Below are 14,558 nucleotides of genomic sequence, written 5' to 3'. Positions count from 1 at the left end.
AGTCCACAGGGTGTCCGGAGGACGGTTCTCGCCACGAAGAGAAAAAACGCGTCTCAGCTGATGAGCAACCAGACGATAACCGTTAGCACGATCGTGAGCAAGAGCACGGTCGTCCCGATGCTCGTGCGCAGGTGGATCGTCGACGGGCGGCCACCGTCGGCGGGTCGTTGTTCTTCGACCTCGAGAACTGGTACTCGCCGAGCCGCGGCATCGACCGCCAGTACGGGATTATTGCCGACCCAGTAGCTGCGTTTGACGAGACCGACGACGGCGTTGTCGACGGCTGCGTACGTCGCGGTGACGGCGCGCATCGATCCGCGGCCGATGTGGTAGGACGCCGGGTTGACCACGAGTGCCGGGTCGGAGTAGTCCATCTTCGAGAGCGGCTTGCGGATGAGTTTGAAGCCGACTGCGGACACCGTGATGAGGATGAGCGCATCGAGCAGGTGGCCGGTGCTGTATGGCGTGAGCGTGTGTTCGTCGCCGCCGGGACCGAGGAACTCGGTGCCGTCGATCAGTGGCAGCAGGTCCGTGAAGACGGGCCATCCGATCGCAGGTAGTCCGAGGACGACACAGGCCCCACCGACGGAGAGCATCGCCATCGTCTGACCGGGCTTGGAGTCTCGAACCGATCGGTCGCTCTCGCCGTGGAAGAAGACGTAGAAGCCGAGCTTAATGAACGAGAGGAAGGTCCCGATCGCACCGATGAAGAGCAACCAGTACAGCGCCTGGTACTCCGAGCCGCCGTAGTAGCTCGGATCGGCGGCGTCGAGCACCATCCCCTTGCTGATGAAGCCACTGAATCCGGGAACGGCGGTAATCGAGAGCGCGCCGATGAAGAAGGCGATGGCGGTCAGGGGCATCTCGCGCCAGAGTCCGCCGAGCTTGTAGAGGTCGTTCTCTCGAGTGCGGTAGATGACGACCCCGACGGCCATGAACAGCAGGCTCTTGTAGAGAACGTTGTTGAACAGGTGTCCCATCGCGCCGGCGGCACCGATCGTCGTCCCGATACCGATCCCGGCGACCATGTAGCCCAGCTGGGCCTGGATGTGATAGGACAACAGCGCGCGCATATCGTGTTGGAGCAGCGCGAAGACGACGCCGTAGACGGCCATCAGACCGCCCATGTACGCGAGGTAGATGTTGCCCTCTGGCACTGCTCGCAGGAGAATGTACGCGCTCGTCTTCGTCGTGAACGCTGCGAGGAACACCGAGGCCGCGAAGTGGGGTCGCGGGTAGGTGTCGGGCAGCCAGGTGTGGAAGCCGACGAACGCGACGTTGACGCCGATACCGAGAATCGCGAGCAACATCGGCAGCCCCTCCGCGAATCCGCCAGCGAGCAGCGCGTTCGGATAGTCGACGCCCTCGCCGTAGACGAACGTCCCGACCTGCGCGTAGTGGGCGATCACCGCGAAGAGGACGAGGCTGCCACCGATACCGTGTGCGATGGCGTAGCGATACCCCGCCCGGACGGCGTCGCCGCCGTAGTGCCAGACGAGCAGCGTGCTCGTGATGGCCATGATCTCCCACATGAAGACGAGCACGAGCCAGTCGCCCGCGAACGCGGCACCGATCGCCGACGCGACGTACGCGAGGGCGAATGCGGCCATCGTCTTCGAGGCCTCACTCGAGTAGGCGTAGATCACGGCGAAGGTGCCGAGGAAGCCGAGGGCGATCCCCATCATTCGGGTGAACTCGTCGATGTAGAACGGCCTGACGTCGCTGAATCCGAGGAACGTGCCGGTGAGGTGGGCACCCTCGGGGGCGAACGCAGCGACGGCGACGACGGCTGCGAGACTGAGCGCGCCGACGGCGAAGCCGAGGGTGCGCGGTAAGACGAGGACGAGCAGCGCTGCGACGAAGACCAGCAGCGGCGGGTACGCTATCGTCAGGAGGTCCGCTTCGATCATTCGTCCATCACCTCCATGGCCTCCTCGAGAGAGAGGTCGTGTAGTTCACCGAAGGACTCGACGCCGAAGACGCCCTCGACGATGTACATCGCGAGCTCGAGGAAGATGGCGTAATCGGGGATCACGCCGAGCGTGATCGCACCGGTCGCGATGATGCTGATCGGGACGATCATGAGCCACGTGCTCTCGCTGAACGGCGAGTGACGTTCCCAGCCGCCGGCCGGCGGGCCGCCGTGGTGGTGATCGCCGTGGTCGTGGTGCTCGTCGGCGTGGTCGTCGTGATCATCAGTGTGTCCGTCGTCGATGTCATCGTCAGCTGGCTCTGTCTCCTCCGGGATGGTGTGGTCGCTCGGGTACTTGTCGACGGCGTACTCAGGTTCGTCGTCTGCAGTCGCCTCCTCAGCCTCCGTCGGCGTGCCGGCCCCCTTGGCCTCGCCTTCGTCGTCGGTCGGCTGGGGCTGGCCGCTTTCGGGCTGGTCGTCCTCTGGCTCACCACCGTCGGCTCGAAGTTCCTCGTCACCGAAGTAGGACTCTCGTTTGCCACCTGGCGGGAACTCGAGGAGTGGTTTCGCGTCGTGGCGGTCCTCGCTCTCGAAAAAGGCCGTGTAGACCACGGGCCAGAGGTAGGCGATGTTGAGGACGCCAGAGACGATCAGCGCCGTCGCGAAAATCCAGTAGCCGCCACCGACGGAACCGGAGCCGATCAGCATGTAGAACTTACTGACGAAGCCGGCGATGAGCGGAATCCCGGCCATGCCGGCCGCACCGACGGCGAAGGCGGACATCGTCAGCGGCATCCGCTTGCCGATACCGGCCATCTCGCTGACGTAGTCGGTGTGGGTCTCGACGTGGACCGCCCCCGCACAGAAGAACAGGGTGAGCTTCCCGAACGCGTGGGCGGGGATGTGAAACAGCGCCCCGAGAATCGCGAAGGGATGGAGCATCGAGAGCCCTAACACGATGTAGGAAAGCTGGGCCGTCGTCGAGAACGCCAGTCGGCGTTTGAGGTGGTCCTTTCGTAGCGCGATGATACTCGCCGCCGTCAGCGTGAACGCCGCGAGAATCGCGACGGGAACGTTCAGCCCCACCTCGCCGATTCCGGGCACATTCAACGGCAGATCGTGGATCAGACCGGGACCGAACACCTCGAGGATGACTCGAGCGACGCCGAAGGCACCGGATTTGACGACTGCCACGGCGTGGAGCAGTCCGGAGACGGGCGTCGGCGCGACCATCGCGTCGGCGAGCCACGAGTGAAGTGGCATGACGGCCGCCTTGACGCCGAAGCCGGCGATCAGCAGGAAGAAGGCAGCCTGTGCGAACACCGGTTCGACCTGTGCGGCCTCGGCGAGCGCGCCGATGCCGCCCGTTTCGAACGCGGTGGTCGGATCGCCGACCAGTCCGGTCAGCCAGTAGGTGAGGACCGTCCCGGCGAGCAAGAAGACCCCGCCACCGAAGAACGTGTACGCGAGGTACTTGCGGCCCGCGATTCGGGCTTCGTCGTCCTCGTTGTGGGCGACCAGCGGGTAGGTGACGAGACTCAGCAGTTCGTAGAAGATGAAGATCGTCACCAGGTTCCCGGCGAACGCGATCCCCAGTGCGGTCGAGAGACTGGCCGCGAAGGACGCGAAGAACCGCGTCTGTGCGTGTTCGTCGAGTCCGCGCATGTAGCCCGCGGCGTAGAAGGACGTGAAGATCCAGAGGAAACTCGCGAGCAGGGCAAACAGCAAGCCGAGCGGGTCGGCTCGCAGGACGAAGTCGATTCCGGCGAGGAACTCGACGCCGAGAGAGTCCGCGAGACTCCACTCGTAGACGGTGCCGTCCATCACACCGGGGATCATACTCGCGACGATCCCGAACTTCGCCACCGCGGCGACGACGGACCAGCCCTCGCGGACGTTCGGATAGCGATACGACGCGATGATCAGACACATCGCGACCGCCGAAACGAGTATGGCGGCTAACGGACGTGGATCGGCAACTTCAGTCATTCAGTAAACACCTCCGAGGTAAACGGCTCGAGCCACTCGAAGAACGTACCACCGGCGAAGCCGATGACGACGGCGGAGAGTGCGATGGTGACGAGGATGGCGAGCATGCCGAACGAGACGGCCTCGGGGGAGCCCCGACGGATCGAATCGCGACCGGCTGGTTCGCCACCGTCGGCCGCGACCGGCCCCGGTGGGTGTGGCGATTCGACGGGCGTCGCCGGCGTGAAGTACATCTTCTCGAGCAAGCGAGCGGCGTAGGCGAGCGTGAACATCGTGCTCAGGAAGATCACGGCGGCGACGGTCCAGGCTTCAGCCTGTACGGCACCGACGGCGATGTACCACTTGCCGATGAAGCCGGCGGACGGCGGAATTCCGATCAGTGCGATCAAGAGTAAGGCCGTCGCGCCGGCTGCGAACGGGCGGCTCTTCGCCAGGCCGGCGTACTCGTCGACCGTGCGAGCGCCGTAGCCGATGGCGATGAGTCCGGCGGCGATGAACAGCCCGGCTTTCATGACGCCGTGGCCGATCAGGTGGATCACCGCGCCGACGAACGCCGTCTGCGTGACGAGACCGTAGGCGGCGACGACGAGGCCGAACTGCGAGACCGAGGAGTACGCGAACATCCGTTTGACGTCGCGCTGGATGACCGCGAGCGTACTTCCGGCGACGACGCTCACAGCGCCCACGGCGACCACGATTTCGGTGAGGTACGGCGTGGCCGTGAGGAACTCGGGGCCGAAGACGTTGTACATGATTCGACCGAGCGCGTACGCGGAGACGGTCGAGACGAGCGCCGCGATCACGGGCGTCACGCCGTCAGGGGCGTGCTGATAGGCGTCTGGCTGCCACGTGTGCAGGGGCCATTGGGCCACCTTCAGCGCGAAGCCGACGAAGATGAACGCGAAGGCCGCGTGCAGGAGCGTTAGGTCGCTTCCGCCCTCTTCGGCGATCTGTGGGATCGCCTCGCCGAGGACCTCCATGTTCAACGCTCCGGTAGCCATGAACAGGAATCCGACGCCGATGAGGTACAACGACGCGCCGACAGTCCCCAGAATGAGGTACTTGAGGGCGGCGACGGCCGACTCGGGACCGTCGCCAGCGGCGATCATCGCGTACGTCGCCAGCCCCACGATCTCGAGGAAGACGAACATGTTGAACACGTCGCCGGTCAGCGAGAGGCCGAGCAGCCCCCCCACGAGCAGCAGGTAGCCGCCGTAGAACGTGTTCCCGCGCGGGCCACCGGCACGCATGTACGCGAGGGCACCAGCGGCAGTGATAGTCACGAGTAAGGCGATCAGCACGGAGAACTCGTCGGCGACGAGTTCGATTCCGACACCCTGTGGACGGTTTTCGGTTTCACCCCAGCCGCCGAGCACGTGGACCACGCGTCCGGTCTCGTAGACGGCTGTGGCGAGGTAGACGGTCGCGGCGGTCAGGGCGGTTGTCGTAATCGCGGCGACGGACCAGCCCGTCCGCTCGAATCGCAATCCGAGGACGATGGGTACGGCCGCGAGCAAGATCGGGACGGCGACCAGTAGGGCCGGCAGCATTTCGGCGAGTTCACTCATCGGCACGCACCTCCCGAAGGGTGTCCTCGCGGAGCGTTCCGTACTCCGCGTAAATCCGGACGATCAGTGCGAGTCCCACGGCAGTCAACGCGATGCCGACGACAATCGCCGTCAGCACGATCACGTGGGGGAGCGGACTCGCCATCGCGAGTTCGCCGGGATTCTCCGTCGCAGGGACGATCGGTGAGGAGCCGCCCTCGACGAACGCGACCGCGACGAAGAACAGGAAGATCGCGGTCTGGAAGAGGTTGACCCCGATCAGCTTCTTTACGAGATTCTCGTTCGCGATCATCATGTACATCCCGATCCCCATCACGACGAACATCAACGCGTACGCGTAGCGCGTCGCGAGCACGTCAACAGCGCCTTCAATCATCGTCGCTCACCTCCGACTCGAGGGAGTCCTCTCCGCCAACCTGGCGGTCTGGCGTAAAGCCAGCCGCGGTGGCGAAAAAGAGCGTGATGACGACGCCGGCGACGATCAACGCGACGCCGCCGACCTCGATCAGTTCCATCCCCCAGTAGTGAGCGATGCCGAAGGTGTCGGCGATAGCGTCGTACTCGAGGAAGTTTCCGCCGAGTGCCATCGTGGCGAACCCGGTTCCGATGAAGATGGCGACGCCACCGGTGACGAGGCCGACGACGAAGGAGTTTTTCAGCCACCGACGGGTCGGTTCGATGCCGAACGCGAAGGCGAGCATGAGGACGGTGACGCCGATGATCGCGCCACCCTGAAAACTGCCGCCGGGCGTGTCGGCACCGTGGAGACTCATGAACATCCCGTAGGTGAGAATAAACGGTGCGATGATCTTGACCGAGGTCATGATCACCTGGCTCTCGGTGTACGTATCGTCGTAGGAATCTGCGTTCGACATTATGTGAACACCTCCCGTTTCAAGACGAGAAGAACGGCCAATCCGGCCGCGAAGACGACGACGGCCTCACCGAAGGTGTCGAACCCACGGTAGGAGGCCAAGACGGCGCTCACTGCGTTTTGTGCGCCGGTGTCGGCGTAGGTTTCTTGCAGGTAGTACAGCGACGGCGTCTCGGCGAGGACGCCCTCGCCCCAGATCGGTGCGTCCGCGGTCCCGACGGCGTACATATCCGGAAGCAACGTCAGAAGGACGAGGACGAACGCGCCGACGACGACGACGGCCGCCACGTTGATCCGTTCGAACACGCGATCCGTCGGCGGACGGGTCGTGCGCGCGATGGTCAACAGGAGCAGAATGGTCGTCACGCCGGCACCGATCGCGGCTTCGGTCATCGCGACGTCGGGTGCGAGCAGATAGGTGTAGAGGATCGCCATCCCGAGGCTGTAGGAGCCGAAGACGACGATCGCGGAGAGCACGTCACGGAATAGCGCCGTGAAAATCGCGGCGAGCAAGATGAACACCGTCAGCGTGTACGCGATGGCGCTCATTTCGACTCACCCTCCTCGTCGGAGTCCGTCGTCCACGGATCGATTCCGGTCTCGGCCGCCGAGCGAGCGATCGCGTGGGCAGCGGTCGGGTTCGTGATGAACACGAAGAACAGCAACAAAACGGCGTAGATCGTCATACTGTCCCAGCCGAGGGCGATCGCAACGGCCGCCAGTGCGAGTCCCGCACCGAGCGTGTCCGTCTGGGAGGCGGTGTGTGCACGTGCGTAGATGTCCGGCAGTCGAAGCACCCCCACCGCGGAGACGAACGTAAAGAACAGTCCGAACGCGATGAGGACGACGATGGCCCAGAAGCGAATCGCTTCGATCACAGTACACCACCTCGCTCGACCGTGAACTTCGAGATGGCGATCGCCATCAGGAAGTTGAGCAGGGCGTAGATGAGGGCCACGTCGAGGAACCACGGCTCGTCGAGTCCCGCCGCGAGCAAGGCGAGAATCACGACCGTGTTCGTCCCGAGAACGTTCACCGCGAGCAGGCGATCCTGCGTCGTCGGACCGGCAACGGCGCGATAGAACATCATAATCGCGAGGACGATGAACAGCGCCGCCGCGGCGAGGAAGATGTCCTCGATCGTCACGCCACTCGGAATCATCCGTCCTCACCTCCCAGAATTTCGGTGTCACCGCGCTCGCGGGGCGTCGGAATGTTGGCCCCTTCACGACCGTGGAAGACGAACCGAACGGCTCGCTCGAGTGAGCCGTCGAAGAGGTCGTCGCGGGCCGTCGGGATCAGCGTGTGAATGAGCAGTCGCTGATCGTTCGCTCGGACGGTCAGCGTCCCCGGTGTGAGCGTGATACTGTTCGCTAACGCGAGCAGTGGGAGACCACTTCTGACGCGTGCATTGACCCGCGTCATCGTGGGATCGATCGGCATCGACGGTCGGAGGATGACGATCGAGATAGCGAGATTCGCCTTGATAATTTCGAGGATCAGATAGGGCACGTAGACCGCAAAGCGAAGCGTCCGAAGGGGGGAGCCAATTCGGTCGAGCGGAAACGTAAACGTCACGTGCGCGAGTGAAACGGAGACGATGCCGGCAACTGCGGCACCCGTCACGAGGTCGAACCAGTAGGTCGGATCGCCGAGGATCAGGTAGAAACCATAGGAAATCCAGAACATCGCGAACAGGCGATCGAATCGTTCGGAACCGCTTCCAACGAGTCGTTCGTGTCGTGCTGGTCGTTCAACTGGCGCCTCGTCGTAGGCCAGCCCAACCGCATCGAGCTCGCGCTCGATCGACTGGAGCATCTGTGCTGTCGCGCCGGGTTGGTACTCCGGGTCGAGAACCACCCTGTCGATGTCGTGATCGTCCGCGTAGCGTTCGAACGTCTCTGCGAAGTCTCGAGGGCCGAAGAGGTACTCCTCGGTGCCGAGTAAGGACGTTTCGGTCGTCACGGCGTTGTCGCCAGCGTCCTCACTAACCCAATTTTCGGCCTTCGCCAGCAGCGTTTCAGCCTCGTCGGTCTTCGCTTGCCCTTCGAGGTGTTTCGCTTCGTGTGGCAGGGCAACCACCAGGTGGACCTCGAGGTCGGTCGCGTCTTCGAGACTCGAGCGCACAGCGTACTCGACCGTCTGTCGAACGGTCACCGTATCCGACAGCGGTACGAGCACTCGTTCAACCGCCACGGAACAACCCTCCAGGTAACCGTCGTTGAATAGTCATATCGCTCGTCGTTAGTCGAGTCAAGCGGCAGACGTAGGAAAACAATTTCGTTATCCGACGGCGTGACCGTCCATCGAGCCTATATTTTTACATTATTCGTGATGGTTGCAACGGGCTCTTTCGAGCGAGTGTTCCGGTTTGTATTCAATTCAGTAGCGCCGACCGGTACATTTACAAGTATACTTTCGTTAGTCCAAATTGAATTGCATGGCTGCGACGAACGATAGCGTTCACAATCGACTCGAATCGGCACAGAATCAACTCTCTCCGTTGCAGATCGCGAGCGGACTGTTGTTCGGTGCAGCAATTGCGTTCACGCTCGTCTTCCTGCAAGAGCCCCTCGCTCACGACGCAATGCACAACTTCCGCCACGCTGCGGGAATCGCGTGTCACTAACGATGATCGCTGACTACCTCCAACGAGGAATTCTCGCCGGCGTCGTCGCCGGACTCGCCTACGGCATGTACATGGTGCTCGTCGGCAATCCACTCGGCGACTACCTTCACGACGCACAACACGACCACGGCCACGATCACGGGCACGGACACGGCGACCACGGCCACGAACACGCCGTCTCCGAAACCACGACAGCCATCGTCAGTGCCGGGAGCGGCGTCCTCTGGGCAATCTTCCTCGGCGGCCTCTTCGCGATCGCGCTCTACTTCCTCGAGCCAGCACTCCCCGGTTCTGAGAGCGTGAAAGCGTACGTGCTCGCCGGAGCCGGATTCTTCGCCGTCTCGCTCTCACCGTGGCTCGTTCTGCCACCCGCAGCTCCGGGTGCCGAGCAGTTGTACACGATCAATGGCCGGCTAGCGGTCTACGTCGGCTTGATCGCACTCGGCGCACTCGTGGCGGCCGCGTCGATCGCCGCGTACAAGCGAGGCGCACCGCGACATCCGGTCGTCGGCCTCCTCGTCGCCGCAGTGCCGATTGCAGCAGTCGTCACCATCGTCCCGCTCGCGACGCCGACGGTGATTACCCACCCCGACCTCTCCGGCGACCTGGTCTCGACGTACCAGGCGCTCGCCGCACTCAGCCAGGCCGCAATTTGGGTGCTGCTCGCAGGGACGTTCAACGCACTTCGACGGCGAACGGCCCCCACTGGCGAGACAACTGCCAGCGGATCGAACGACCCACTCACCGCGAACCCATAACGAATGCAACGACAAACTGACCGACAACGCGACCGCCTCGCCGCACAGGTGTTCGTCTGCACCAATGCTCGAGACTCCGAGTACGCCTGTTGTGCCGACGTCGGCGGGCAGGAGACGCTCGAGGCCGTCAAATCGTGGCTCCGCGAACGCAACGCGTTCTGGAGTCCGATCTCCGTGACGGAAACCGGCTGTCTCGGCCTCTGTAGCGAGGAGGGAACCGCAATCGCGATCCACCCTCGAAACGAGTGGTATTCGGACGTGACACCCGAGGACGTGCCCACCCTTCTCGAAAACGAGTTCGGCCCCGATGCCCAACGAGTCAGCCGAGAGTCAGAGCGCCACGCTCCAACGGACGACACGACGGCCGCCGAGTAGTCCTGCTCGAGCGACCCGAGCAGCCACACGAGTTGTGAAATGCCCACACGGCACAACGATTTTATCGACGGATTCCGACTGCTGGGATAGGAAAAATGCTCGCATGGCCGGAGAAGACGATATACGAGGCACTCGAGACGGTCGCATCGACGCACCCAGAAAAGTCGGCCGTCGTCGGTCCCGACACCGACTGGACGTACGCAACTCTCCTCGAGGAAAGTCGATCGCTCGCCGCCGGGCTAGCGGACCTCGGCGTCGGTGCGGGCGACGTCGTCGCGGTCTGGCTCGGGAACCGACCCGAGTGGGTCGCCTGCCAGCTCGCGACCTCGGTTCTCGGGGCCGCGATGGTCGCCGTCAACACCCGCTATCGAACCCACGAACTCGAGTACATGCTCACCGACTCGAGCGCGAGCGTCCTCGTGACCGAAGAGTCACTACTCGGACGGAACTACCACGAGATGGTCGAATCGATCGTGCCGGAAGTCGCCACGCAGTCGCCATCGACGTTCGACCCGGACTCGATTCCGACGCTCGATGCCGTCGTGAGCCTCGAGTCGGATCCACGACGACCAGCCATTCGCGACTACGAGGACGTGGTCGAGGAGGGACGGAGTCGAGTATCGAACGCCGACCTCGAGCCAGCGAGCGACCCCGCTGCGACGGCGGCGATTTTCTACACGAGCGGGACGACGAGCGACCCGAAGGGCTGTCTCCAGTCGAATCGCTCGCTGGTGAACCATAGCGCACACGTCGCAGCCCACCTCGAGATTAACGAATCCGACGTAGGCGTCGCGACGCTGCCGTTCTGTGGCATCTGGGGGTACAACACGGTGTTCGCACACCTCCTTTTGGGCGCGACGCTCGTCACGCAGACGCACTTCGACCCCGAGCGGACAATCGACCTGGTCGACGGCCACGATGCGACCTCCCTCTCCGGGTTGGGCGTGATGTTCGAACGAATGCTCGCAATTGCGGACTTCGCTCGCTCGCGCGTCGACACGCTCGAGCGCGGCGTCGTCGGGTTCATCAGCAAGGGGTTCGACGAACCGCTGTTCGAACGTATCGAAGACGCGTTCGGTTTTCCGGTGGTCCAACCCTACGGCCTCTCGGAGGCGAACAGCCAACTCTTCGTCGGCGATCCGGCAGCGCCGATGGCGAAACGAAAACGAGTCGGCGGGCCACCGATTCACCCCGAGATAGACGTTCGGATCGTCGATCCGGAGTCGAGAGCGGAACGCCCAGCGGGCGAGGCGGGCGAACTCGCCCTTCGCGGCTATCCGGTTGCGGACGGCTACCTCGGCAAGCCCGACGCGACTGCCGAGGCGTTCGACGAGTCGGGGTGGTTCTACACCGGCGACCTCTGCGTTCGGGAGGCCGACGGTTCGGTCTACTACCGCTCGAGGCTCGACGACGCGCTGCGAACGCGGGGCTTCCTCGTCGCGCCCAGAGAGATCGGAGCCGCCGTCGAGGAGCATGCTGCCGTCCGTTCCTGTGAGGTCGTCGGTGCACCCCATCCACGCCACGGCGAGGTGCCGGTCGCGTTCGTCATCCTCGAGAGTAACGGCGAGGTTGGGAAGAGCAACGGCAAGGTCGGGGAGAGTAACCGCGAGGCCGGCGAGAGTGAGGGTGGGGTTTCCGCCAACAGCCTCGAGACGTTTCTCGACGACCGAGTCGCGGACTACAAGGTTCCGGCCGCGTTCGAGTTCGTCGAGGCGTTCCCGACGACGCCGGGACCGAACGGGGAGAAAGTCCAGAAGGGAACGTTGCGCGAGCGCGTTCGAGATCGGTTCGACTCCTGATAGCGTCGCCACGGGGTGAGAGTGGAGACGCGCTCGACTCCGTCGCGGCTTCGGGACGTTTAGGTACCAGCGATTCGAGTGTTCGGGCAATGACGCTGTACTCGCGGGTTCGGCCCCTCGCGTTCACACTCCCCGCCGAGACGGCACACGACCTCGGCAAACGGACGCTCCGGGCCGCCCAATCCACGTGGCCGACGCGGACGGCGCTCTCGAGTGCCTACCAGTACGAACACCCGGCACTCGAGGTCGACCTGTTCGGAACCACGTTTTCAAACCCGGTGGGCGTGGCGGCCGGCTTCGACAAGAACGCCGAAGTAACACACGCGCTCGAGGCGCTCGGGTTCGGATTCGTCGAAATCGGGACCGTTACGCCCTACTCTCAGGAGGGCAACGACAGGCCGCGGCTGTTCCGTCTCCGAGAGGACGAGGCGATGGTCAACCGAATGGGATTCAACGGTCAGGGAATGGACCGCGTTCGCGACCGACTCGAGGCCGACGGCACTCCGGGCTTCCCACTCGGGGTCAACATCGGGAAGATGAACTCCTCGAGCGAGGACGAAGCGATCGAGGACTACCGGCGCGTCTTCGACCGACTCTCGCCCTTCGCCGACTACGTCGTCGTCAACGTCTCCTGTCCGAACACGCCCGACGAGTTCGACGAGGCCTCGCCCGAGCATCTTCGTGCGATTTTCGAGACGCTCGAGGCCGAAAACGACGGAGACGTCCCGATGCTGGTGAAGATCGGCCCCGACGAACCCGAGGAGTCGGTGCTCGAGTTAGTCGATATCGTCCGGCAATTCGACCTCGACGGCATTGTCGCGACAAACACGTCGACGAGTCGCGAGGGACTCGAGTCCCCGGAACGAAGCGAGTGGGGCGGGCTCAGCGGCGCGCCGATCGAAAATCGGTCGACGGCAGTCATCCGATCGATCGCGAAACACACCGACGGCGACCTGCCGATTATCGGCGTCGGAGGGGTCGATTCGCCGACGAGTGCGTACGCGAAGATTCGAGCCGGCGCGTCCCTCGTCCAGTTGTACACCGGCTTCGTCTACGAGGGCCCGTCGACGGCGAAGCGGATCAATCGCGGACTCGTCCAGTTACTCGAGCGCGACGGCTTCGACACGGTCGAAGACGCCGTCGGTGCCGGCCTCGAGTAAACCGACCGTGCAGTTGAAGCGCTGACCCTTTTCCGAGCGGTGAATATATTCAGTTACGTGCACGGTATCGTCTGTCTCTCGTATTGCTCGCATATCGTATATCGATACGAATAACCAATGGGCGCAACAAAATCCGTTCCGGAACAGCTCGCTGACGAGCTGTCGAAAGCGATTGGAGAGTACGGACTGGCGTTCGTTATGGTCGCCAGCTACTTCGGCTCGGGATCGGTCTTCATCGCGAGTCAGGCCGGCGTAATGCACGGCTACACGCTCCTGTGGGCCGTCGTTGGCGCGGTACTGCTCGGCATCATGGCCCAAGACATGAGCGCGCGCCTGGGGATCCACGGCGAACCGCTCATGGTCTTCGTCCGACGAAAACTGGGACGCGTCCTCGCGACGGGGATTGCAGTCTTTCTCTCGATTGGCTGCATCGCCTGGTGTCTCGGCCTCGTCGCCGCCGTCGGCGCCGGCGTCTCCTTTCTGACCGGCGGCGCCATCGCCTGGCAGCCGGTCGCAATCGTGACGACCGTCCTCGCCATCGGCGTCGGCTTGCTGGACTACCAGCGGATCGAACAGTTGATGGTCGTGATGATGCTGTCGCTGATGGTGCTCTACCTCGTCGTTGCGGGACCGAGCAATCCCGACCTGGGTGCTGTGGCGCTCGGATTCGTTCCGACGTCGGACACGCTCGGCGCATTGACGATCGCCGCCGGCCTGCTCGGGACGACCGCGCTATGGCCCAACTTCTTCCTCGAGTCGATCCTCGTCGAGGAGAAGGGGTGGGCCGACGAGAGCGACGTCTCGAACGCCCGTCGGGACCTGACGATCGGATTCACCGTCGGCGGGATTACCACGGTCGCGATCCTGATCGTGGCCGCCGCGATACTGCGGCCGATGGGGTACACCGAACTCGAGTCCTTCATCACGCCGGGTGAGGCGCTCGTCGAAGTGTTCGGTACGTGGGCGATGGTGCTGTTCGTCGCGGGCGTCACCGTCGCGGCGTTCAATAGTATCATCCCGATTATGTGGACCCCGGCGTACATCGTTCCACAGGCGATGGACATCGACGTCGACCAGGGCACTCGCGCCTTCAAACTCGTTTTCGTCGCCGTCACCGCGACAGGTTTCGCTTCGCCGCTGGTCAGTCACCTCCTGGACCTGCAGGTCGTCGACATGGTCATCCTGTTCCCGACGTACAACGGCATCTTCGGCCTACCGCTCGCGGCGTTGTTGTTGTACTGGGCAGTTAACGACCGCGAGACGATGGGACAACACCGGAACACGACGGCGCTGAACGTCGTCAACGCGTTTCTCGTGTTGCTAGCGTTCGTCCTCGCCGTCTTCGCGGTCCAGGACTTCCTCGAGGTACTCTTCGGTGGCGGCTTCTAGCGACCGCGAGCCCGCTCGGGAATCCCTGTCGACGCGAGTTTCGAAGGGGAGAGGTGAACGCTGACGCGCGGTCAGTACTGCGCACCGATGGACGATTTCGTGACA

The 14,558-nt window shown here is 63.5% G+C and carries 15 protein-coding genes; 6 read left to right on the top strand and 9 right to left on the bottom strand.

What is annotated here, in order from left to right; all coding sequences use genetic code 11:
* Positions 1 to 53: 53 nt before the first annotated feature.
* Genes BLW62_RS17150 through BLW62_RS17110 form a run of 9 tightly spaced genes read right to left on the bottom strand, consistent with a single transcriptional unit; the run spans position 54 to position 8,539 of the window.
* Entirely contained in the window at positions 54 to 1,910 is a 1,857-nt protein-coding gene (locus BLW62_RS17150; RefSeq protein ID WP_090508253.1) for a Na(+)/H(+) antiporter subunit D, read from the bottom strand.
* Positions 1,907 to 3,901, bottom strand: coding sequence for a proton-conducting transporter transmembrane domain-containing protein (locus BLW62_RS17145; RefSeq protein WP_090508252.1), 1,995 nt, complete (start codon positions 3,899 to 3,901; stop codon positions 1,907 to 1,909). The genes BLW62_RS17150 and BLW62_RS17145 overlap by 4 nt, the downstream gene beginning before the upstream one ends.
* Positions 3,898 to 5,469: a proton-conducting transporter transmembrane domain-containing protein gene (locus BLW62_RS17140; RefSeq protein WP_090508251.1), complete on the bottom strand. Its 1,572-nt coding sequence runs from the start codon at positions 5,467 to 5,469 to the stop codon at positions 3,898 to 3,900. Before BLW62_RS17140 ends, BLW62_RS17145 begins: the two co-directional genes overlap by 4 nt.
* Positions 5,462 to 5,845: a cation:proton antiporter subunit C gene (locus BLW62_RS17135; protein ID WP_090508250.1), complete on the bottom strand. Its 384-nt coding sequence runs from the start codon at positions 5,843 to 5,845 to the stop codon at positions 5,462 to 5,464. The genes BLW62_RS17140 and BLW62_RS17135 overlap by 8 nt, the downstream gene beginning before the upstream one ends.
* Positions 5,838 to 6,344, bottom strand: a complete 507-nt coding sequence (locus tag BLW62_RS17130) for an MnhB domain-containing protein (protein ID WP_090508249.1) — start codon at positions 6,342 to 6,344, stop codon at positions 5,838 to 5,840. Before BLW62_RS17130 ends, BLW62_RS17135 begins: the two co-directional genes overlap by 8 nt.
* The gene (locus tag BLW62_RS17125; RefSeq protein WP_090508248.1) at positions 6,344 to 6,892 is read right to left on the bottom strand and encodes a DUF4040 domain-containing protein; all 549 of its coding nucleotides are present in this window, start codon (positions 6,890 to 6,892) and stop codon (positions 6,344 to 6,346) included. The genes BLW62_RS17130 and BLW62_RS17125 overlap by 1 nt, the downstream gene beginning before the upstream one ends.
* The gene (mnhG, locus tag BLW62_RS17120; protein WP_090508247.1) at positions 6,889 to 7,221 is read right to left on the bottom strand and encodes a monovalent cation/H(+) antiporter subunit G; all 333 of its coding nucleotides are present in this window, start codon (positions 7,219 to 7,221) and stop codon (positions 6,889 to 6,891) included. Before mnhG ends, BLW62_RS17125 begins: the two co-directional genes overlap by 4 nt.
* Positions 7,218 to 7,505 carry a cation:proton antiporter gene (locus BLW62_RS17115; protein ID WP_076583475.1) on the bottom strand — a complete coding sequence of 96 codons (288 nt, stop codon included), beginning with the start codon at positions 7,503 to 7,505 and terminating at the stop codon, positions 7,218 to 7,220. Before BLW62_RS17115 ends, mnhG begins: the two co-directional genes overlap by 4 nt.
* Positions 7,502 to 8,539 carry a monovalent cation/H+ antiporter subunit E gene (locus tag BLW62_RS17110; RefSeq protein WP_090508246.1) on the bottom strand — a complete coding sequence of 346 codons (1,038 nt, stop codon included), beginning with the start codon at positions 8,537 to 8,539 and terminating at the stop codon, positions 7,502 to 7,504. The genes BLW62_RS17115 and BLW62_RS17110 overlap by 4 nt, the downstream gene beginning before the upstream one ends.
* Before the next feature lie 244 nt (positions 8,540 to 8,783).
* Between BLW62_RS17110 and BLW62_RS17105 the strand changes: the two genes are divergently transcribed.
* The 6 genes from BLW62_RS17105 to BLW62_RS17080 all read left to right on the top strand — a co-directional run bounded on the left by BLW62_RS17105 (position 8,784) and on the right by BLW62_RS17080 (position 14,453).
* On the top strand, positions 8,784 to 8,972 hold the full coding sequence (locus BLW62_RS17105; protein WP_090508245.1) for a CbtB domain-containing protein: 189 nt from the start codon (positions 8,784 to 8,786) through the stop codon (positions 8,970 to 8,972).
* Positions 8,973 to 8,974: 2 nt separating this feature from the next.
* On the top strand, positions 8,975 to 9,730 hold the full coding sequence (locus BLW62_RS17100; protein ID WP_090508244.1) for a CbtA family protein: 756 nt from the start codon (positions 8,975 to 8,977) through the stop codon (positions 9,728 to 9,730).
* Between the two features lie 3 nt (positions 9,731 to 9,733).
* On the top strand, positions 9,734 to 10,105 hold the full coding sequence (locus BLW62_RS17095; protein WP_090508243.1) for a (2Fe-2S) ferredoxin domain-containing protein: 372 nt from the start codon (positions 9,734 to 9,736) through the stop codon (positions 10,103 to 10,105).
* Between the two features lie 95 nt (positions 10,106 to 10,200).
* Complete coding sequence (locus BLW62_RS17090; RefSeq protein ID WP_090508242.1) at positions 10,201 to 11,904, top strand: class I adenylate-forming enzyme family protein; 1,704 nt, start codon at positions 10,201 to 10,203, stop codon at positions 11,902 to 11,904.
* Between the two features lie 89 nt (positions 11,905 to 11,993).
* Positions 11,994 to 13,064, top strand: a complete 1,071-nt coding sequence (locus tag BLW62_RS17085; RefSeq protein WP_090508241.1) for a quinone-dependent dihydroorotate dehydrogenase — start codon at positions 11,994 to 11,996, stop codon at positions 13,062 to 13,064.
* A gap of 117 nt (positions 13,065 to 13,181) precedes the next feature.
* Positions 13,182 to 14,453: an NRAMP family divalent metal transporter gene (locus BLW62_RS17080; RefSeq protein ID WP_090508240.1), complete on the top strand. Its 1,272-nt coding sequence runs from the start codon at positions 13,182 to 13,184 to the stop codon at positions 14,451 to 14,453.
* Positions 14,454 to 14,558 lie beyond the last annotated feature (105 nt).

Origin of the sequence: Natronorubrum sediminis, from assembly GCF_900108095.1 — an archaeon.
Classification (GTDB): Archaea; Halobacteriota; Halobacteria; order Halobacteriales; family Natrialbaceae; genus Natronorubrum; species Natronorubrum sediminis.
The sequence above is the reverse complement of the archived record's forward strand: the minus strand, read 5'-3'. Positions and strand labels throughout refer to the sequence as shown.

What these genes read in the sequence shown, in the direction of transcription:
- BLW62_RS17150 (WP_090508253.1), bottom strand. Translation starts at nt 1,910, where the DNA reads ATGATCGAAGCGGACCTCCTGACGATAGCGTACCCGCCGCTGCTGGTC.
- BLW62_RS17145 (WP_090508252.1), bottom strand. Translation starts at nt 3,901, where the DNA reads ATGACTGAAGTTGCCGATCCACGTCCGTTAGCCGCCATACTCGTTTCG.
- BLW62_RS17140 (WP_090508251.1), bottom strand. Translation starts at nt 5,469, where the DNA reads ATGAGTGAACTCGCCGAAATGCTGCCGGCCCTACTGGTCGCCGTCCCG.
- BLW62_RS17135 (WP_090508250.1), bottom strand. Translation starts at nt 5,845, where the DNA reads ATGATTGAAGGCGCTGTTGACGTGCTCGCGACGCGCTACGCGTACGCG.
- BLW62_RS17130 (WP_090508249.1), bottom strand. Translation starts at nt 6,344, where the DNA reads ATGTCGAACGCAGATTCCTACGACGATACGTACACCGAGAGCCAGGTG.
- BLW62_RS17125 (WP_090508248.1), bottom strand. Translation starts at nt 6,892, where the DNA reads ATGAGCGCCATCGCGTACACGCTGACGGTGTTCATCTTGCTCGCCGCG.
- BLW62_RS17115 (WP_076583475.1), bottom strand. Translation starts at nt 7,505, where the DNA reads ATGATTCCGAGTGGCGTGACGATCGAGGACATCTTCCTCGCCGCGGCG.
- BLW62_RS17105 (WP_090508245.1), top strand. Translation starts at nt 8,784, where the DNA reads ATGGCTGCGACGAACGATAGCGTTCACAATCGACTCGAATCGGCACAG.
- BLW62_RS17100 (WP_090508244.1), top strand. Translation starts at nt 8,975, where the DNA reads ATGATCGCTGACTACCTCCAACGAGGAATTCTCGCCGGCGTCGTCGCC.
- BLW62_RS17095 (WP_090508243.1), top strand. Translation starts at nt 9,734, where the DNA reads ATGCAACGACAAACTGACCGACAACGCGACCGCCTCGCCGCACAGGTG.
- BLW62_RS17090 (WP_090508242.1), top strand. Translation starts at nt 10,201, where the DNA reads ATGCTCGCATGGCCGGAGAAGACGATATACGAGGCACTCGAGACGGTC.
- BLW62_RS17085 (WP_090508241.1), top strand. Translation starts at nt 11,994, where the DNA reads ATGACGCTGTACTCGCGGGTTCGGCCCCTCGCGTTCACACTCCCCGCC.
- BLW62_RS17080 (WP_090508240.1), top strand. Translation starts at nt 13,182, where the DNA reads ATGGGCGCAACAAAATCCGTTCCGGAACAGCTCGCTGACGAGCTGTCG.